The organism is Devosia sp. A369 (assembly GCF_054489345.1).
In genome coordinates this window covers 53,157-71,724 of record NZ_JBTMWV010000014.1, presented here as the reverse complement: position 1 = coordinate 71,724, position 18,568 = coordinate 53,157, and the positions used below count along the sequence as shown (strand labels likewise).

The window sequence follows — 18,568 nt, the reverse complement described above, 5'->3', positions numbered from 1 at the left end:
CTCAAAAATCGCACGCGCACATGAGACCCCCGCTCGGGCTATGCCCTCCCGGCGGTCTCATGCGCGCGCCAAAGGTGGCCTGGTCTTGCTCCGCCTAATGGCCGGATTTTACTCCGCCGTTGACAACGCTCCATAGTGGGCCGCAACCTCTCTAGATAGCGATCTTGGAGCTCCGACACGGCAAGCAGGATATTTAACTGCTCAATTGGAACGTGCTTTTCGTAGATGTCTGTTCCGCCAAATGGCCTATCAAAGAAAGATAGGGCCAGATTGAGTACAAACTCTGAGTAAGTTGAAAGGTACTCCAAAAGTCGAGAGCGCACGAAGCGGGTACATAGTATGGTGGCTTTTGCGACCTTGTAGGACGAAGCCACCGTTGGATGAACGCTATAGAAAAAGTACATTATGTCGAGGAGAGCGCAAATTAGCTTATACTGATCCTCAAGGGCAAACTCATCTACAATATTCAACTTATCTACACTATCAATCACCCTCTGAATTCGGCTCTCCATCGCCGATATTATTATAGAAGACACATGACCATATTCCGCCCCACTCTCATGGCAGAGGGTCTTGATCTCTCTCACGAAGTTACCGGCTGCCCGCCTGCTCAGACCCCGAGGAGAGCAGATAGAGTATTGCGCTTTATCTCCTAGCCTCACGGTGTGTTGGAGCCAAAAACGTTCAATTGCTCTGCTCGTCCAGTCACTAACGGCGGACATCTTAGTTTGAAAGGGGCGTTTAAGCCTCTCTGCCTTTTCCTCGTTCAGGTGAAGATTTATCTTCTCCAGCTCATCTGCCAGCAAGCGCTCTATCTGGAAGCTACGGGCCTCCGAATTAGAGAAGACTATGTAGTCGTCAACATATCTCTTTATTGAATAATCAACGCCATTCAATAGATTTTTCTGGTGCAATCGACTGTGAAGCCGGGAATCTACGGATTGCAGAACTATTTCTGCGCATACACGACTAACTTCAGAACCAACCACTATCCCGTTGGTCTCGTTGTAGTTCATTTTCTGCATAAGCCGGTCAAAATCATTCCCGAATGAAATCGCCCTGTTATTATCCTTGCCGTGCTCCAGATCTTTTACCGCCCATGTGATGGTATGAGTGTATATGCTACTGAAGCATTTACTCACGTCGAGCATCGACATAAAAGAAAATCTCTTCTCCAGATCAATGTATTCCTCTGAAGCAAAGAATTTGTGAAACCTGACATAGCCTCCATAGGCAAAATATGAAGATGGGTTCCTCACTAGACCATCAATTTCATCCTGAATCACATCTGCTTTTTTGAATTTATTCAAATCTGCGATGGGAGACTGATAGAAAAACGTACTTGCTACTTTGCTTGGGAAACGGATCGAGTATGGGCTTCTTGAAGCATAGTACGTTATCAGATGGTCGTATCTGTTATAAAACTCAGCGGCCCTAACTTGGGAGCTGGGATGGACCAGACTAAGCTGGCGCAGCCTGCCCTCTTTGTGAGAAATTTTGTACCGAAAGGGCACCGTGTACGGCACATCCCCGTCAATAATAGTGACATCTACCAACTTTCGGACATCGGCGGGCATGCTAGCCAGCCGGAGCATGTTTGAACGAAATCCGTCATTTGAGTAAACTAGAGGCGCATCGCCCGGTGCCGTGTCTGTAATAAGCGCCCGGTAGAGATCGTTACGATCAAACGTAGACTGGATTTTTCGCTTTCTAGGCATAGGACCAGCACTTCCGCAGTTCGGCTATTCTCTCGCCTGAGAGGTGGTAAAATCGACGGTCTCTAAAATTTTTCACAAGACTATATTTTAGCAGCTTTCTGCGCTGCTCTACTGTTAGAGAGGCAGACACCAAAGCCGATGTTCGCCCCGCCTTTCCACTGAGCACACCCGCAATAAACCTATCCAAATCAGGTAACGCTTGAGATTTTTCGATGTTTATCTGCCGGTAATTGCAAAATATCCCTACGTTTCTTTTGAGTTTCTTCTCATAGTCCACTATGTTGAAGTTACCCGTTATAATCTGAAAACGCTGCTCTAAATCGCTAAATCTAAGTGTGTGCGTGTGCTCTAGAAGAGCTTTGACCAGCCTGCTTTTTGTTCTATTTTTCTTTCTGTCCGACAGGTCCAGCCGAACACTTCGGTCAATTTTATTGCCAATGGCGTCTCGTGGGTGCGACACCTCTACATGATATCCAAGAAAATCGAAGCATCCTGCTTTTCCCGGATTTTTAACAGCATCTCGCCTTTCGAGCGGAATAACATCGGTCTTATCTGGGTTTAGATGCAGACCAGAAGGAAGTTTAATTTCGAGACGAGAAATGAACTCGCCCTGCTCTTCTGTACCGCTCGTAATGATTAGAATGTCGTCGACATAGCGGGAGTAAAAATAGACCTCCGGCTGACGTTTCGCAAAGGCATCAAATTCTTGCATTGTCAGCTCAGCCAAGGTTGAGCTTAGACCTATACCGCGCGGAACGCCCTCAACCCCTGACAGCTCGCAATGCCGCAGAAACATATGGGCAATGGCAGACGTTTGCCTGCCAATCCTTCTATCCTCATGAACAAGACTAGAAACACCATCTATGTCGATAGATTCATAAAAAGACTTAATGTCCATTTTATAAATCTTATGAGGAACCCCTTCGGATAGAAGAGATGTTACTCTTTTAATCGTGGTGTTGCGGTCCGCCTGCCTAACATTGGTAGCGGATCGGATATTTCTATTAGTTTTTCTTAGGACAATGTCATACTGGAAATCTGAAAACTGATAGACAGGCTTCCCTTTGACAATATGTGTCGTGAAGCCGGCATGTTCAAAACCCTCTTCACAGACTCTACACGCCAAATAGATCGCTCGCTCAAGCTGGGCAGGATCTGAAAGGGCGGGATGTAGACGCCTGTCGTACCTCTGGACCTCTCTCCTAAGAGATTCGGCACGATAACTTGTGTCGTACATTCAGAATACGATGCCCCCCTGCTCTCAGGGTTAAGCGTAGCATATCAATTGTCCTTTCGACACCGCGCGCGTCGCTGGACAGGCGTACCCCATGGAGTAGGTACGGCATGACGCCTGATATTGGGATGAGTCGAGGAGGTCGTCTGAATTTTTGGGCTGTTTGGCAGTGGGTACAAACAGGTTACGGCAGGAAACATCCAGCCTCTATCTCATTGATTTACAACAATAAAATAGAAGTGGCGGAGAGGATGGGATTCGAACCCACGAGACCCTTTAGAGGTCTGCGCCCTTAGCAGGGGCGTGCCTTCGGCCACTCGGCCACCTCTCCGTCAGGGGGGTGGATACCGGTCAAGCGCCTTGCGTTCAAGGTCTATTTCGCAGTCTCGGCATTTTCCCCGAAAAATCATCCGCGCAGGTCCGCAGGGAACTTTGCCGGAACAAACGAACGACGCGTAGGAGGCTGCGTACAAAACCCGTACAGCATGTTTCTCGCCTGTTCCGGGCCAGATCATAGCCGACAGCATTGAGGATTCGTGGGGGCTGCTCCAGGCCGCCATCAAACAGTGCCGCGTTCGGGTGGTTTTGCGAAAGCGCCATCGGGATGTCATTGCTGGCAAAGGAAAAACCCGCTCAAATGGCGGGCGGAGTTTGTCCAAAAATACGAGGTAGCGAATGCGGATCGGTCGTTGGCTGCTTTACGGACTCGCCGTGGCCATGGCGCTGGTCGGCATCTATATTTTTACCCTGGGTGGATATTTCGTCTTTGTCGGCGTGGGTCTCTATGGGGCGTGCTGGTTGGTAGCTTGGCTCGCCGGCAAAATTCAGCCCATGCCGGTGGTCACAAGCGTCGGCAGCAAGACCGGGTTCGGAGGCTTCCGAACCCGGTCTTGCAAGGTGGGATCAGCGCTGGTTGAACAGCATCTTTTGCGCGTCCTTGTCCTGGGACAGATCAGCTGATGGCGCCTCCTTGCCGACAAGCAGGCCCTTGGCGACGCCCGGGCGGGCGTTCATGCGGTCAATCCAGGCCAGGACATTGGGGAACTCGTCCCTGGTGATGCCATAGCGCTCCCAGGACTGGGCCCAGCCAATGGAGGCGATATCGGCGATGGAATAATCGCCGGCGATATAGTCGCGGCCTTCGAGCTGAGTGTTCAGCACGCGGAACAGGCGGTGAGTCTCATCGCTGTAGCGCTTCATGGCGTAGGGGATTTTTTCGGGCGCATAGACGTTGAAGTGGTTGTTCTGGCCCAGCATGGGGCCGAAACCGCCGACCTGCCAAAACAGCCATTCATCGACTTTGACCTGCTGGCGCGGGTCGGTCGGGTAAAGCTGGCCGAATTTCAGGCCGAGATATTTCAGAATCGCGCCTGATTCGAAGATCGAGATCGGCGCGCCGCCGGGACCTTCGGGATCGACGATGGCCGGGATCTTGTTATTGGGCGAAATCGCCAGGAATTCGGGCTTGAACTGATCGCCCTTGCCGATATCGATGCGGTGATAGGTCCACGGCACCCCCAGCTCTTCGAGCATGATGTGGACTTTCTGCCCGTTGGGGGTGGGCAGGGAATAGGCCTCGATCGGCTTGGTCTGGGTGGTCATTGCCGGTTCCGTCATAAGAATGGGAAGTCTCCCACCTATATCGGTGCCTTACGATGAAAGGCAAGGTAGCGCGACGCTCCCCTGCCTTCCAAAATTGGGCCACGCTCAAGCGCGCCGCAGAATCATCTGTGGATTGCCATTGCCGCGCAGCGCCGACGAAACGCCGTGACTATCGATGGTGGCGACAACACGGTGGCGATAGGCGGCGAACATGAAAGTGGGTGTAACATTGACGGGCTCGTCAAAATTCACCGTCACGGTCATGTGCTGCATGTCGCTGAGCAACTGCACGCCGATCAGCATGCCGGTAAAGGGCTGATCGAGATAGAGGCCGGTAACGCGGGCGCCGACCTGGAACGGCACGGCCACACGGTCCGGCAAGGCGGCGCGGGCGGTGTTCCAATCGCGATAGCCGTGTGCCTTGGCGACCGCTTCAAGGGCAGCGCCATGGGACAGGATTTCGCCGGCGTCGGCCTTCAGCTGGCGCAGCGCCTTGGCTTCGGATTTCAGCGTCTGGGCCGATGGGGTGTCGAGTGAAAACGACATGATAGTCCTCTCATTTGCGATGAGGCGACTGTGCCATGGGAGCCCGCATTGCCATGCTACGCCTCGCAAAGATGAACCTGGGTTCGTTCTCATGCTCGGGGCTGGACTTCACCATCGGAATTGCTTCCGGCGAGCGGCGGGTGCCAGCGACCTGAGCCGGATATGATCCCCGAGCGCGGTTTTGTCAATCTCATGGCTGACCTGCGATCAATCGCGGTGATGCTTCGATCAGACAAATCTGTTGGGCGGGCGCGGCAATGCGGGGTATGGGACATAGTAACGAAGCGAGGGACTGAGCCCTCTATGAGGGCTGTCTCCATGCTTGAAACGCTGTTCCTGTTGCTTGCCGGCCTGGTGGGTGGCGCGGTCAATTCGCTGGCGGGCGGCGGCTCGTTCATCGTGTTTCCGGCGCTGCTGTTCGTCGGCGTGCCGCCGGTGATCGCCAATGCGTCGAACACCTATGCCGCCCTGCCCGGCTATGCCAGCGGCGCTGTCGGCTATTGGCACGCCATGGTGAAATACAAGGATCGGCTGGTGCTCTATGGCATCATGTCGGCGATCTTCGGCTATGTCGGCGCCGAACTGCTGCTGGTGGTGTCGGACGAGTTGTTCAACCTGGTGGTGCCGTGGCTGATGGCGTTTGCGGTGCTGCTGTTCATCTTCGGCAATCAGATCAACGGTTTTGTCGCTTCGCGTAGCGGTGGTGGTCGCGGCATGAAGATGCTGGGCAGCGTCCTGCTTATGATTTTCCTAGCTGGCGTCTGCGTTTACGGCGGGTTCTTCAACGCCGGTCTCGGCATTTTGCTGCTGGCATTCCTGGCCACGGCCGGCCTGACAGACATTCACGCGATGAACGGGCTCAAGCTCTATGTGTCGGCGGTGGTGGCGCTGGTGGCGGTGGCGCGGTTTGCGGTCAGCGGGTCGATCGACTGGTATCACGGCTCGATCGCACTGGCCGGGGTGGTAATCGGCGGCTATCTGGCGGCCAGGAATGCGCATTTCATCCCGGCGCAGTGGATCCGGATTGCCGTGATCATCTATGGCGTGGCGATGACGGGGTATTTCTTCTGGACGGCATATGCCTAGCTAGTCCGCTTTCCTGATCCAGACCGCCGCGTCGTGGAATGCTGCGCCGCCGAAGGGGCGGGCTGGCTTGGAGGTGGTCAGGGTATTGATACCCCGGCCACCGCGATGCGATTTGTTCTGGTGCAGGCCCTCGGCGATGAGCACGCCGGTGGGCAGGCCGGTGCGAACGCGGGCGGTGAGATCAACTGAGCCGCGTCGGTTGCCGACGGTGACGAACATGCCGTCAGTGACGCCCAGAGCCGCCGCATCATCGGGATGGATGAACACCGAGGGCACGCCCTCGCGCTTCTGGCTGCCGGGGGTTTCGTTAAAGCTGGAATTGAGAAAGGCCCGCGCCGGACTGGTGGCGAGGCGGAACGGGTGTTCGGCGTCGGTGGGCTCATTGATGGCCCAATGGTCGGCGAAGCGCGGCATCTCGGCCGGATCGCACATCCATTGATAGTCCTTCTTGATGCGAGCGCCCTCCCAATCCGGGGCGAAGCGGAAGCGTTTGTCGGGCCAGTCGAAACCATCGGCAAAGCGGGCGGCGGCGTCGGGGCGCTCGCGGTCGACAAAGCCGGTCTTTTCGATTTCGTCGAGGTCGCCATAATTGGAGCGGCGGAAGGTTTCGGCGACGACGTCGCGGTCGATGCTGCGGAAACAATCGTCATCGAGGCCGAGCCGCAGGGCCAGCGCGTTGATGACTTCGTGATTGGAGCGAGCCTCGCCGGGCGGCGGGATCAGCGCCGGGCCGTAGAGCACGCGGGTGTGGCCGCCACGGGTGTAATAATCATTGTGCTCGAGGAACATGGTTGCCGGCAGGACGATATCGGCGAATTCGGCGGTTTCGGTCATGAACTGCTCGTGGACCACGAGAAACAGGTCCTCGCGGGCAAAGCCCTGATTGGTCAGGGCCTGATCGGGGGCGACCGAGGCCGGATTGGTGTTCTGGATCAGCATGGCCTTGACCGGACCGCCGCCCTTGAGCGCCTTGGCGTCGCCGGTAAGGATGGGGCCGATCTCGGACATGTCGAGCCAGCGCGGATCACCCTTTTGCAGCGCTGCGCCGGTAATGGCGGATTTGTCGAGCTTCCAGGTGCCTGAATTGGAATGGAAGGCGCCGCCGCCGCGATGTTGCCAGGCGCCGGTCATCGCCGGGATGCAGAGCGCGGCATGCATGGCGGTGGAGCCGTTGAGCTGGCGGGTGAAGCCGTAGCCGAGGCGGAAATAGCTGCGTGGCGTGGTGCCGACGAGGTGGGCGAAGGCGGTGATCTGTTCGACGGTGAGGCCGGTGATGGCGGCGGCCCATTCGGGCGTCCGAGTTGCGAGGTGAGCCTCGAATTCAGGGCTGAAATCGGTGTTGCGGGCCATATAGGCGCGGTCGGCCAATTGGTCGCGCAGCAGGACATGCATGACGGCAACGGCCAGCGCGCCATCGGTGCCGGGCCGCAGAATGAGCCCCATATCGGCCTGCGCCATGGTGGCGGTTTCGTAGATGTCGATGACCACGATCTTGGCCTTGCGCTCCTTGCGGGCGCGCATGGCGTGGGTCATCACATTGACCTGGGTGTGGACGGCGTTGGTGCCCCAGATGACCACGCAATCGCTTTCGGCCATCTGTTCGGGATTGACGCCGCCCAGCAAGCCCGTGCCGGCGATGAAGCCGGGCCAGGAGCTGCCGACGCAGATGGTTTCATACTGGCGGGAATAGCCCATGGCGGCGCGCAGCCGCCCGAGGCCGTCACGCTGCACGTGGCCCATGGTGCCAGCATAAAAATACGGCCAGATGGATTCGGCGCCGTGTTCGGCTTCGATCTGGGTAAAGCGGGCAGCGATCTCGTCGAGCGCTTCATCCCAGGAGATGGGGGTAAACTGGCCGCTGCCCTTGGGGCCGCTGCGGCGCAAGGGACGCGTCAGCCGGTCGGGATGATGCACCCGCTCGGCATAGCGGGCGACTTTTTCGCAGATGACGCCGGCGGTATAGGGATCCTCCTTGGCGCCACGCACCCGGCCAATGGTGTGGGCGTCGATGAGCTCCACATCCAGCGCACAGGCCGATGGACAATCATGCGGGCAGACTGAGCGGGCGGTGCGGATGGCGACGGGCTGGTTCATGCCCGCAATCTATCTGAGCGCCGGGCGGCGCTCAAATAAATTGGTGAGGCTCAGAGCGTGGCAAAAGCGCGGGTGGCCGTCTCGGCATTGCGGCGGGCGCGGTTGGTGGCGTGGATGGCCAATTGGGCGGCGCCGGAATGGAACTGCGAGAAGGTAACGCGCCGCGCATCATGGGTGGCGATGGTGACGCCGCGCCAGGTGGGATGCACCGAACGCACATCGGACCAGGCGAGCTGGGTTTCCCGCCCGAAGGCGCTGCGATGTTCGAGCACGGTATTGTTCCAGCGCACCTTGGTGAACAGGCCGGTCAGGCCGATACCGAAGGCCCCTGCCCCCAACAGGATTGAGGCGATGAACGTCGCCACCATCTGGGCGGCCGCGACATGCCGGGTGCCACCGACGACAATGATGGCGGACATCAGCACCACCGCCAGCGCAGCAGCGCCGTAGCAGGCGAAATATTCCATCATCGAGGGGCGAAGCTCGGACCAGCCATCGACATGGATGGCCTCCTCGCTCTGCACCAGACGCAGCGCCAGAAAGGCGGCATAGCCGAAGGCTACGACCCCTGCGGCCCGGGCCAGCGGCAGGCCAGCAGTAGCAGGCATATATTTGAGGACGATCAGCGAAACGATCACGAGTAGTGGCATAGCCACTTCCTGCCAGCGCAAGGGCACTATTGCTCTCCAATGTGATTGGGGCCGGCGACGCGAGTTCGGCATTCCTATGATTTGAATCTAGCAAAGCTCACTGATTTGGCCATTAACAAATCGGCGAGCGGCTGCGGTTCATGGCGAATACCAACCTTTTTGCCACAGGTGCGGCGGCTGAGAGGTTGAATCAAGGCGCTGGGACTTTGAGTCTGAACGCCGGTCTAAGTGATTGAAAATATGTTGCAATAGCCAATAAAAAACGGCCCGCATTGAGCGCGCCGCTAAGTTGATGGCTTGTGGTTCAGGAGGCCGGCGCGCCGGCAGCGGCAGCAGCGCCATTCTCTCCGCCGTCAATCTCGGCCTCGGGTTCCTTGCGCAGCGTGGTGGCCAGCGGGATTTCCTTGAGCAGGAAGGACAGCGCGAAAGCGAGCACGGCGGCACCGGCAGCGGTGAGGAACACCGGATGCAATGCCGCTGCAAAGCCTTCGAGCACCTGTGTGCGTACGCCCTCGGGCAAAGCCTGAATCGCCTGGGCGTTGAAGGCCCCGCCGCCCGCCGGCATGGTGTCACCCAAGCGGCTGGCCAGACTGCTGCTGAAGATGGCGCCGAACACCGACACGCCGATGGAGCCGCCGATCTGGCGGAACAGCGTGCTGCCGGCGGTGGCGACGCCGACGAGAGCCTGCGGCACCGCATTCTGGGTGGCAGTGACGCTGACGCTGTTGACCGGGCCGATGCCCAGGCCGACGATGAACATATAGAGCGCGATCTGCCAGTCAGGCGTCGACAGCTGCATGACGCCCAGCAGCAGCAGGCCGACAAACAGCGTCGCCGTCGCCAGGGTCGGCAGAATCTTGTAGCGGCCGGTCTTGCTCATGAAGAAGCCGGACAGCGTCGAGGAGCCAATCAGCCCCACCATCATCGGCAGCAGCTGCAACGCCGAATTGGTCGGCGAGACGCCCTTGGCGATCTGCAGATAGAGCGGCAGGAAGGTGATGGAGCCAAACATGGCCATGCCAACCAGAAAGCCGATGGAATTGGTGACCAGGAAGGTGTTGTTGGAAAACAGCTGCAGCGGCAGCACGGGCTCGGCGGCGCGGGATTCGACCCAGATAAAGGCTCCGAGCGCCGCGAAGGACGCCACGATCAGACCGATGATCTGCACCGAGAACCAAGGGAAAGTGTTGCCGCCCAGGCTGGTGGCCAGCACGAAGGCCGACAGCGCCGTGGTGAGCAGCACGAAGCCCATATAGTCGATCTTGTGCGAGACGCGCTCGGTGCGCGATTCAAGGGCAAAGCCAATGACGGCCAGCGCCAGCAGGCCCAGCGGCAGGTTGATGATGAAAATCCACTGCCAGCTCAGCTTTTCGACGATGAAGCCGCCGAGCAGCGGCCCGACAATGGTCGAGACACCGAACACGGCGCCAAAAATGCCCTGAATCTTGCCACGTTGACGCGGAGGAATGACGTCGGCCACCACAGTCATGGCGACCACCATCAGACCGCCACCGCCAAGGCCCTGCACGGCGCGGGCGATGATCAGGAAGGTCATCGAGGTTGCCATGGCGGAGAGGATAGCGCCGCCGAGGAAGATGACGATGGCTGCCTGCAGCACGATCTTGCGACCGAACAGGTCGCCAAGCTTGCCATAAATCGGCGCCACCACGGTGGAGCTGAGCAGATAGGCGATGACCACCCAGGTCAGGTGATCGAGGCCACCCAATTCGCTGACGATGCTGGGCAGTGCTGTCGAGACGATGGTCTGGCCCAGCGAGGCCAGTAACAGGGTGACGGCGACAGCGCCGATGATCAGGCCTACCGACTGCGCTGGCGGCGCTTCGGCAGATTGTGCAGCTTGGGACATTAGGCGATCCTTTGACCGCAATGACGCAGGGAGTCGCGCCCTCTTGCGGGATGAGTTGTTGCGGAATATATCTGCCCGCAGCAAATACATGTCAATAGCATGCAATTGCCATTATCATGCAAAACCACGAGGACAGCCATGCCCCATTCTGGTGGCAAAACCGATATGAATGCCCTGCTGCGCAAGGCCGGCATCGAGCAGGCCACCGTTGACGCGGTGATCGGCATCGATGCGCTGATGCAGACCTGGCGCCGCCGCGCCCGGGCGCGCGAGCTGGGGCACCGGGCGCTGATCGACCTCAAGATCGATATGGATCTGGCGCAATTTGACGTGCTGGTGGCCATTGAGGCGCCGGAGAACCAGTTTGGCGACAGCGGTGCCGGCGAGACCATGGTGGCGACGGTCGCCGAGCGGTTGGGCATCGATCCGTCGCGCGCCAGTCGCGTGGTGAGCGAAATGGTCGACGCCGGCTATGCAAGGCGCGCCGTAAGCCAAGCCGACGCCCGCCGGACCATTATCGAGCTGACCGATGCCGGCGCCGCCATCATCGAAGCGGTGCGGGCCTATAAATTCCTGATCCTGGGGGATTTCCTGTCCGGCTGGACGAAGGACGAGGTCGACAGCTTCGTGCCGCTGCTGCGCAAATTCGGCGACTGGTCGGCCCATACCGAAGTTGGCGTGGTCAAATTTGCTGACGATATTGCGCTCCTTGCCAAGGGCATCGCCGCCAGCCGCAAACAGGCCGAAACGGCTCAGGGATAGGCGGCGGGATCGACGCCCTCGCGGGCGCAAAGTTCGGCCATGGCGCTGCCCGGTGCCGGTTGCGGCAGGCCGGCGCGGCCGCGGCGGGTGAGTTGGCTGCGCCACAGGTGGATGGCGAGGGTTTCCGGACGGATCGCCGCGTCAACGCTGGAGCCGGGCTCCATCAGCGCCGGAATGCCCTCATAGGGAATGGGATAGAGCACGGTGCTCGGCAGGACCGCATCCACCAGGCCATGACGGTGCATATAATGGGTCAGCGCCATCGGGCCGGTGGCGCCATATTGCATGTCTTCGGGGGCGATTTTTTCGCCGAACAGGCGCCGGACCGCGACTTCGATACGGCGGAACGGCGGCAGATGCGGCTCCAGCAATGGCCGCTTGGTATCGGTGAAAATCGACAGCAGATCGGCCAATAGCGGCGCATCGGCAGGGATGTGCAACACCGCGCCATTGATCGAGCCGGGGCGCTCATAGGCCATCAGATAGTCGGGCGGACCCTCGATGGGACGGACGCAATAGACGTCGAGATCGGCATAGACGCCCCGGTTCTGCCGGAGCGCCATCATGCGGAAATAGTCCGAAAACACGCCGGGCGTGCCCTTGCCCTTGTAGAACACCAGCTTGTCGCGCGGCAGCACGTCGGCCGCGTCGCGGGCGATGGCGCTGGCCGGCAGGCCAGCCACCGGATCGAAGGAATAAACCTCCACCCGATGGCCCTGCCGCACGAAGGAGGCGATGGACAAGGCTTCGAGCCAGCTCATCGGCCCGTGCCAGAAGCTCACAATGGTCGGCAGCGTGGTCATCGTTAGCTGAGCCTAGACCTGCGGCGCGCGCTTGGGCTTGTGGTCCTTGAGCTTTTTGGCAGCCTTGGGAGCGCCATCAGCCGGCTTGCCAGCCCATTTTGGCTTGCCCTTGTCCTTGGCCGGCGGAGCCTTGGCGACCTTGGGCGGACGCGGCTTGTCGAAATCGGGCTTTGGCTGGCGCGGCGTTTCGGCCTCGGCGGCTGGGTTCCAGCTACCGGTTGCCGGCTCGGCAAAATCGTCAGGACGCAGGCCGGCGGAGCCATAGCGCGCCTGGCGGTCGGCGCGTTCAGGACGCGGTGCATTGGGGTCGAAGCGCTCCACCGGACCGGGCGGACGACGCTGCGACGGGGGCGGACCGGCACGGCGTTCGCCGGGGCCATCTACGGCCGAAATGGTAACGCCGCGCTCGCCGGAGCCGTTCTTCTCGACGCTGCGAGCAAAGGCATCAGCCTTGGGCGCGGCAACTTCAAAGATGGATTCGGTGTCGAAAATGCGGATCGAGCCGATGGCGGTCTTGGTGACGTTGCCCGCCTTGCACAGCATCGGCAGCAGCCAGCGCGGCTCGGCCTTCTGCTTGCGGCCGACGGAAACCTTGAACCAGGTGCCGCCTTCGAACTTTTCGCGGACCCGCGGATCGCTGTCGCCGGGCTTGCTCGGCACCGGATTGTCGCTGATGTCCTCGGGGGCCGGACGCGCTGCCAATTGCTGGCGCAGATAGGCGCCGGCGATGGCCTCGACGCTGTGGCGCGCCAGCAGCTCGGTGACCATGGCGGCCTCGTCTTCGGTGGCCGGGGTGGTCAGGATCGCAGCGGACAGGATGCCTTCGCGGAAGCGCGCATCGATCTCGGCGGCGGTCGGCGGGGCCATCATGGTCACGTCGAGCTTGGCGGTCTTGAGGATGCGCTGGGCGACGTTGCGGCGATGCATCGGCGAGATGATGACGCAGGTGCCCTTGCGCCCGGCGCGACCGGTACGGCCCGAACGGTGCAGCAGCGTATCGGGATTGTTCGGCAGATCGGCGTGGATCACCAGATCGAGATTGGGCAGATCGATACCGCGCGCGGCCACGTCGGTGGCAACGCAGATATGGGCACGGCCATCGCGCATCGACTGCAGCGCATTGGTGCGCTCGGCCTGGCTGAGTTCGCCCGACAGCGTCACCACGGCAAAGCCGCGATTATGCAGCCGTGCCGACAGATGCTTCACCCCTTCGCGGGTGGAGGCGAAAACGATGGTGTTGACCGCTTCAAAATACAGCAGCGTGTTGATGATGGCGTTTTCGCGCTCGGCGGCGGGCACCAGCATCAGCTTGTAGTCGATATCGGCGTGCTGCTCGGTAGCACTGGTGGCGGCAACACGCAGGGCATTGCGCTGGAAGGTCTTGGCCAGCTGGGCAATCGGCTTGGGAACAGTGGCCGAGAACAGCAGCGTGCGGCGGTCTTCCGGCGCGGCGTCGAGGATGAATTCGAGGTCTTCGCGGAAACCCAGATCGAGCATCTCGTCGGCTTCGTCGAGCACGACAGCGCGCAGCGCCGACATGTCGAGGGCGCCACGGGTGATATGGTCACGCAGGCGGCCGGGGGTGCCGACGACGATATGGGCACCTTGATCGAGCGCACGGCGCTCGGCACGGGCATCCATGCCGCCAACGCAGGACGCGGTCTTGGCGCCGGTTTCGGCATAGAGCCACTCGAGTTCGCGCTGTACCTGCAGGGCAAGTTCGCGGGTCGGGGCAATCAGCAGCGCCAGCGGAGCGCCAACGGAGGTGAAGCGTTCGGCGTCGCCCAGCAGAGTCGGCGCAATGGCCATGCCGAAGGCAACGGTCTTGCCGGAGCCGGTCTGGGCGGAAACGAGCAGATCGCGGCCGGCGGTCTCATCTTCGATGATGGCGGCCTGGACGGGGGTCAGGGTCTCGTAACCCTTGTTGGCAAGAGCACGAGCGAGCGGGGCGAGAATGGTCTCGGGAAGGGACATATGTGGCTTTCGCTGGACGCCGATCAAACAACGGCGTCGTACCCGCTTCAGCGGGAAGCCCACTTTGCGGATGGTTCAGTTTTGGAATTATGCGGCAGAGTTGGCGTGCATCATAGCACAAACGAGCAAAAAGGCCGCCCGGCGGGCGGCCTTCGCGTGACGACTAGCAGATTGCGGGGCTTAACGCTCGCTGAAAGGAATGCCGCCCTTGGCCTTACTGTCCTTGGGCGACTCGACGATCTGCACCGTTACCTTTTCGGGATCGGTGCCGAAATTCTTCACCACCGCGTCGGTGATGTCCTTCATCAGGCCGCGCTTTTGTTCGGCGCTACGGCCTTCGACAGCGTAAACGTAAACCTCGGGCATTAGCCGACCAGTTCGTCGTCGTTGAAGAAGAACTTGATCTCTTCAGCAGCGGTCTCGGGAGCGTCCGAACCATGCACGGAGTTTTCGCCGATCGAGAGGGCGAAGTCCTTGCGGATGGTGCCGGGAGCGGCGTTTTCCGGATTGGTTGCGCCCATGACTTCACGGTTCTTGAGGATGGCGCCTTCGCCTTCCAGAACCTGCACGACGACGGGCGAAGCAATCATCTGCTCGACCAGCTCGCCAAAGAAGGGGCGATCCTTGTGCACGCCGTAGAAGCCTTCGGCCTGGGCGCGGGTCATGTGGATCTTCTTCAGCGCGATCGGACGCAGGCCGGCGGCCTCGAACTTGGCAATGATCTGGCCGATGAGGTTGCGGCGGACGGCATCGGGCTTGATGATGGAGAAGGTGCGTTCGAGCGCCATGAGGTCGATCCTTGAATGGGTCTGTTGGACAGGTGGCGCCTTGTAACGTCAGAGTTTGACGGAGGCAAGACGGGGCTTTGTCGTGCCTGCCATGCGCCAAAGGGTCCCCTGGCCCGCGCGCAAAGCCGGTTGCCATGCGGACGGCTTAACTCTATCCAACCAGCAACACATTTTCGCAGTGCGTTTGCCGCGCCGGCCCGGTGTCGCCGCAGGCACCCTGCCCTCTCCAAAGATTGCCGCATCATGCTGACCATTAACAACCTTACCTATCGCATCCAGGGCCGCGAACTGTTCGAGGATGCCTCGGTGGTGCTGCCGACCGGCTCCAAGACTGGCTTTGTCGGCAAGAACGGCACCGGCAAGACCACGCTGTTCCACCTGATTCAGGGCCATATCAGCGCCGATGCCGGCTCGATGGAGCTGAACAAGAAGGCGCGCATCGGCGCGGTGGCGCAGGAAGCCCCCGCCGGCAATGAAAGCGTGCTGGAGGTGGTGATGGCCGCCGACAAGGAGCGCACGGCGCTGATGGCGGAAGCCGAAACCGCCGATGATCCAGATCGCATCAGCGAGATCTATACGCGCCTGGCCGACATCGACGCCTATTCCGCCGAGGGTCGCGCCTCATCCATTCTGAAAGGGCTGGGCTTCGAGCAGGATCGACAGAACGCGCCGACGCATGAGCTGTCGGGCGGCTGGCGCATGCGCGTGGCGCTGGCGGGCGTGCTGTTCAGCCAGCCTGACCTGCTGCTGCTGGACGAGCCAACCAACTATCTCGATCTGGAAGGCACGCTGTGGCTGGAGAAATATCTCGCCACCTATCCCTATACCGTCTTCATGATCAGCCACGACCGTGACCTGCTCAACAAGTCGGTCAGCTCGATCATCCATCTCGAGCACCGCAAGTTCACCTTCTACAAGGGCAATTACGACACGTTCGAAAGCACGCGTCGCATGCAGATGGAGCTGAACAACAAGGGCCGCGACAAGGCGCTGGACCAGGTCGCGCATATGCAGAAGTTCGTCGATCGCTTCCGCGCCTCCGCCACTAAGGCCAAGCAGGCCCAGGCGCGCATCAAGATGATCGAAAAGCTGAAGCCGCCGGCGGCGATGTTCGATGAATATTCCGCGCCCTTCACCTTCCAGCAGCCCAAGGCCGACCAGTCCACCCCGATGATCACGCTGGATGGCGTGTCGGCCGGCTATGGCGACAAGACCATTTTGCGCAATATCAATATGCGTATCGACCCGGAAGACCGCATCGCGCTGATCGGCGTCAACGGCAACGGCAAGTCGACCTTTGCCAAGCTGCTGGCCGGCGATATCGCGCCGTTGAGCGGCACTATGCGCAAGGGCAAGAAGCTCGAAATCGCCCACTTTGCCCAGCACCAGATGGACAAGCTCAAGCCCGAATGGACCCCGTTCGAGCATATCGTCGACCTTATGCCGACGGATGGCGAAGCCAAGCGCCGGTCGCGGCTCAGCCAGATGGGCCTGACCAAATCGCGCATGGATACCAAGGCCAAGAACCTGTCTGGTGGCGAGCGGGCGCGCCTGTTGATGGGGCTGATCACCTTTGGCGGGCCGGGGATGATGATCCTCGACGAGCCGACCAACCATCTCGACATCGACAGCCGCGATGCGCTGGTGCATGCGCTCAACGATTATGAAGGCGCGGTGCTGATCATCAGCCACGACCGCCATCTGATCGAGGCGACCTGCGACACGCTGTGGATCGCCGACGGCGGCGGCATCCGCGTGCTGGACGAGGATCTGGACAGCTACCAGCGCAGCATCACTTCCTCCAAGGAAGGCAAGGGCGGCGGTGGTGGTTCGAAGGCGGATCGCAAGGCCAACAAGGCTGAAGCGGCGGCCCGTCGCGCCGAGATCGCGCCGCTCAAGGCGTCGATCAAGGATGCCGAAACCAAGATTGCGCGCTTGAAGACCGAGATCAGCAAGGTCGATGCGCAGCTGGAAGACCCCAAGGTTTACAACGGCGCGCCCGACCGGGTGATTGCGCTTGGCAAGGACAAGGCGCGCTTTGCCGCCGAGCTCGAGACCACCGAGGAACAGTGGCTGGCGCTGAGTGCCGAGCTGGAGCAAGCGGAGCGCGCATGAGCAAGCTCACCGCCAAGGACGTGATCTTCACGCTCGGGATGCAGCGCCATCCCGAGGGCGGCTGGTATGCGCAAACCTTTGAGGATGAAGCGAAATCTGACGACCGCCCCCGTTCCACCGCGATTTATTACCTGCTCGAAGCCGGCGATGCGTCGCATTGGCACCGGGTTGATGCGGTTGAGGTGTGGCACTTTTACACCGGGGCGCCGCTTAAATTGCGCATCTCGGATGGCCAGTCCGTTGTTGAACATGTGCTCGGTGCGGACCTCGACAAGGCCGAGCGGCCGCAGGTGGTGGTGCCGCGCGGAGCCTGGCAAGCGGCGGCCAGCACGGGGGATTGGACGCTGGTGGGCTGCACGGTGGCGCCGGGATTTCAGTTCTCCGGCTTCGAGCTGGCGGACCCTGACTGGACACCGGGCGGCCGTTGACAGCAAGGCAGCATTGCCATTTCCTGCTGCCACGACACGCCTGGCGAAAGGGCACCATGCGCCTCCCCGGTTTCAAGCTGATATGCCTGCTATTGCTGGGCTTTTTGTGCGTTCCTGGCGCTCTGCAAGCGCAGGAGCCGGGCAAGAAACGTCTTGCAGCAAGCTGGCAGTTTTCTTCCAATAACAGCCTGTTTGCCCTCTATCACGAGATGGCGCACCTGTTGTTCCACAAACTCGACCTGCCGGTGCTGGGCAAGGAGGAGGATGCGGCCGACAATATGGCGACCTGGCTGCTGCTCAACAAGCGGACCGAGGCGGCCGATCGGGCGCTGGCGGATGCGGCGGAGGGCTGGGTGCTGTCGGGCACGGCTTACGACAGCGGCGGCGCCGAGAGCGACTATGCCGACGGCTATAGCCTCGACAAGCAACGAGCCTATCAGATCGTCTGCCTGATGGTGGGCAAGGACAAGACGGCCTATCGGCCGCTGGCCAATGAGTATCGGCTGGAGCGCGACCGGCAGGAGAGCTGCGTCTGGGACTACGATACGGTCAACCGGGCGTTCCGCGGCTTGCTGAATGAGCATGGCAAGAAGAAGAGCCGGGGCACCAAGGTGGTGGTGACCTATCACCCGGTCGGCGGGCGGCTGAAAGCGGCGGCGGATGCCTTCAAGTCGAGTGGGGTATTCGAGCAGGTGGCCGATGAGCTGCGCAAGAATTATACCCTGCGCGGGCCGGTGCAGTTCAACGCCAAGCGCTGCGGCGAGGCCAATGCCTTCTATGATCCCGAAACGGTGGAAATCATCTTCTGCTACGAGTTGATGGCCGGTTATATGGCGCTGTTCGAGGCCAATATGCCCCCGCCCGGCAAGGAAAAACCTGCAAAATTTTGACGATTGCGTGA

At 60.2% G+C, this 18,568-nt stretch carries 17 protein-coding genes and 1 tRNA gene; 6 read left to right on the top strand and 12 right to left on the bottom strand.

Annotated features, from left to right (window positions below; genetic code table 11):
• Positions 1-38: 38 nt before the first annotated feature.
• From drt3b to ACX3OZ_RS15695, 3 genes are all read right to left on the bottom strand, one after another.
• Positions 39-1,718, bottom strand: a complete 1,680-nt coding sequence (gene drt3b, locus ACX3OZ_RS15705) for an antiviral reverse transcriptase Drt3b (protein WP_459104851.1) — start codon at positions 1,716-1,718, stop codon at positions 39-41.
• The gene (drt3a, locus tag ACX3OZ_RS15700; RefSeq protein WP_459104850.1) at positions 1,711-2,955 is read right to left on the bottom strand and encodes an antiviral reverse transcriptase Drt3a; all 1,245 of its coding nucleotides are present in this window, start codon (positions 2,953-2,955) and stop codon (positions 1,711-1,713) included. The genes drt3b and drt3a overlap by 8 nt, the downstream gene beginning before the upstream one ends.
• 237 nt (positions 2,956-3,192) lie before the next feature.
• A tRNA-Ser gene (locus tag ACX3OZ_RS15695) sits at positions 3,193-3,283 on the bottom strand.
• Positions 3,284-3,627: 344 nt separating this feature from the next.
• Here ACX3OZ_RS15695 and ACX3OZ_RS15690 point away from each other — a divergent pair.
• The gene (locus tag ACX3OZ_RS15690) at positions 3,628-3,912 is read left to right on the top strand and encodes a hypothetical protein (protein ID WP_459104849.1); all 285 of its coding nucleotides are present in this window, start codon (positions 3,628-3,630) and stop codon (positions 3,910-3,912) included.
• Here the strand turns inward: ACX3OZ_RS15690 and ACX3OZ_RS15685 are convergent.
• Both ACX3OZ_RS15685 and ACX3OZ_RS15680 read right to left on the bottom strand, forming a co-directional pair.
• On the bottom strand, positions 3,856-4,554 hold the full coding sequence (locus ACX3OZ_RS15685; protein WP_459104848.1) for a glutathione S-transferase family protein: 699 nt from the start codon (positions 4,552-4,554) through the stop codon (positions 3,856-3,858). The two genes, ACX3OZ_RS15690 and ACX3OZ_RS15685, sit on opposite strands and share 57 nt — an antisense overlap.
• 105 nt (positions 4,555-4,659) lie before the next feature.
• A complete protein-coding gene (locus ACX3OZ_RS15680; protein WP_459096821.1) occupies positions 4,660-5,100 on the bottom strand; it encodes a glyoxalase superfamily protein in 441 nt (146 codons plus the stop codon).
• Positions 5,101-5,418: 318 nt separating this feature from the next.
• On the opposite strand from ACX3OZ_RS15680, the gene ACX3OZ_RS15675 reads away from it, so the two are divergent.
• Positions 5,419-6,186 (top strand): sulfite exporter TauE/SafE family protein, encoded by a 768-nt coding sequence (locus ACX3OZ_RS15675; RefSeq protein WP_459104847.1) that lies wholly within the window; start codon positions 5,419-5,421, stop codon positions 6,184-6,186.
• Here ACX3OZ_RS15675 and ACX3OZ_RS15670 read toward each other — a convergent pair whose 3' ends face one another.
• From ACX3OZ_RS15670 to ACX3OZ_RS15660, 3 genes are all read right to left on the bottom strand, one after another.
• On the bottom strand, positions 6,187-8,280 hold the full coding sequence (locus ACX3OZ_RS15670) for a molybdopterin-containing oxidoreductase family protein (RefSeq protein ID WP_459096823.1): 2,094 nt from the start codon (positions 8,278-8,280) through the stop codon (positions 6,187-6,189). It lies immediately after the preceding gene.
• 50 nt (positions 8,281-8,330) lie between these two features.
• Positions 8,331-8,930, bottom strand: a complete 600-nt coding sequence (locus tag ACX3OZ_RS15665; RefSeq protein ID WP_459096824.1) for a hypothetical protein — start codon at positions 8,928-8,930, stop codon at positions 8,331-8,333.
• A gap of 304 nt (positions 8,931-9,234) precedes the next feature.
• Positions 9,235-10,797: an MDR family MFS transporter gene (locus ACX3OZ_RS15660; RefSeq protein WP_459096825.1), complete on the bottom strand. Its 1,563-nt coding sequence runs from the start codon at positions 10,795-10,797 to the stop codon at positions 9,235-9,237.
• A gap of 138 nt (positions 10,798-10,935) precedes the next feature.
• On the opposite strand from ACX3OZ_RS15660, the gene ACX3OZ_RS15655 reads away from it, so the two are divergent.
• Positions 10,936-11,559, top strand: coding sequence for a MarR family winged helix-turn-helix transcriptional regulator (locus ACX3OZ_RS15655; RefSeq protein WP_459096826.1), 624 nt, complete (start codon positions 10,936-10,938; stop codon positions 11,557-11,559).
• Here ACX3OZ_RS15655 and ACX3OZ_RS15650 read toward each other — a convergent pair.
• The 4 genes from ACX3OZ_RS15650 to ndk all read right to left on the bottom strand — a co-directional run bounded on the left by ACX3OZ_RS15650 (position 11,550) and on the right by ndk (position 15,124).
• Positions 11,550-12,362 carry a glycosyltransferase family 32 protein gene (locus ACX3OZ_RS15650; protein WP_459096827.1) on the bottom strand — a complete coding sequence of 271 codons (813 nt, stop codon included), beginning with the start codon at positions 12,360-12,362 and terminating at the stop codon, positions 11,550-11,552. The two genes, ACX3OZ_RS15655 and ACX3OZ_RS15650, sit on opposite strands and share 10 nt — an antisense overlap.
• Positions 12,363-12,374: 12 nt before the next feature.
• Positions 12,375-14,336: a DEAD/DEAH box helicase gene (locus ACX3OZ_RS15645; protein ID WP_459104846.1), complete on the bottom strand. Its 1,962-nt coding sequence runs from the start codon at positions 14,334-14,336 to the stop codon at positions 12,375-12,377.
• Between the two features lie 180 nt (positions 14,337-14,516).
• Complete coding sequence (locus tag ACX3OZ_RS15640) at positions 14,517-14,702, bottom strand: tautomerase family protein (protein ID WP_459096829.1); 186 nt, start codon at positions 14,700-14,702, stop codon at positions 14,517-14,519.
• Complete coding sequence (ndk, locus tag ACX3OZ_RS15635; RefSeq protein WP_459096830.1) at positions 14,702-15,124, bottom strand: nucleoside-diphosphate kinase; 423 nt, start codon at positions 15,122-15,124, stop codon at positions 14,702-14,704. Before ndk ends, ACX3OZ_RS15640 begins: the two co-directional genes overlap by 1 nt.
• A gap of 243 nt (positions 15,125-15,367) precedes the next feature.
• On the opposite strand from ndk, the gene ACX3OZ_RS15630 reads away from it, so the two are divergent.
• Genes ACX3OZ_RS15630 through ACX3OZ_RS15620 form a run of 3 tightly spaced genes read left to right on the top strand, consistent with a single transcriptional unit; the run spans position 15,368 to position 18,557 of the window.
• Positions 15,368-17,239, top strand: coding sequence for an ABC-F family ATP-binding cassette domain-containing protein (locus ACX3OZ_RS15630; RefSeq protein ID WP_459096831.1), 1,872 nt, complete (start codon positions 15,368-15,370; stop codon positions 17,237-17,239).
• Entirely contained in the window at positions 17,236-17,667 is a 432-nt protein-coding gene (locus ACX3OZ_RS15625) for a cupin domain-containing protein (protein ID WP_459096832.1), read from the top strand. The genes ACX3OZ_RS15630 and ACX3OZ_RS15625 overlap by 4 nt, the downstream gene beginning before the upstream one ends.
• 56 nt (positions 17,668-17,723) lie before the next feature.
• Positions 17,724-18,557 (top strand): DUF4344 domain-containing metallopeptidase, encoded by an 834-nt coding sequence (locus ACX3OZ_RS15620; protein ID WP_459104845.1) that lies wholly within the window; start codon positions 17,724-17,726, stop codon positions 18,555-18,557.
• The last annotated feature ends 11 nt before the right edge of the window (positions 18,558-18,568 follow it).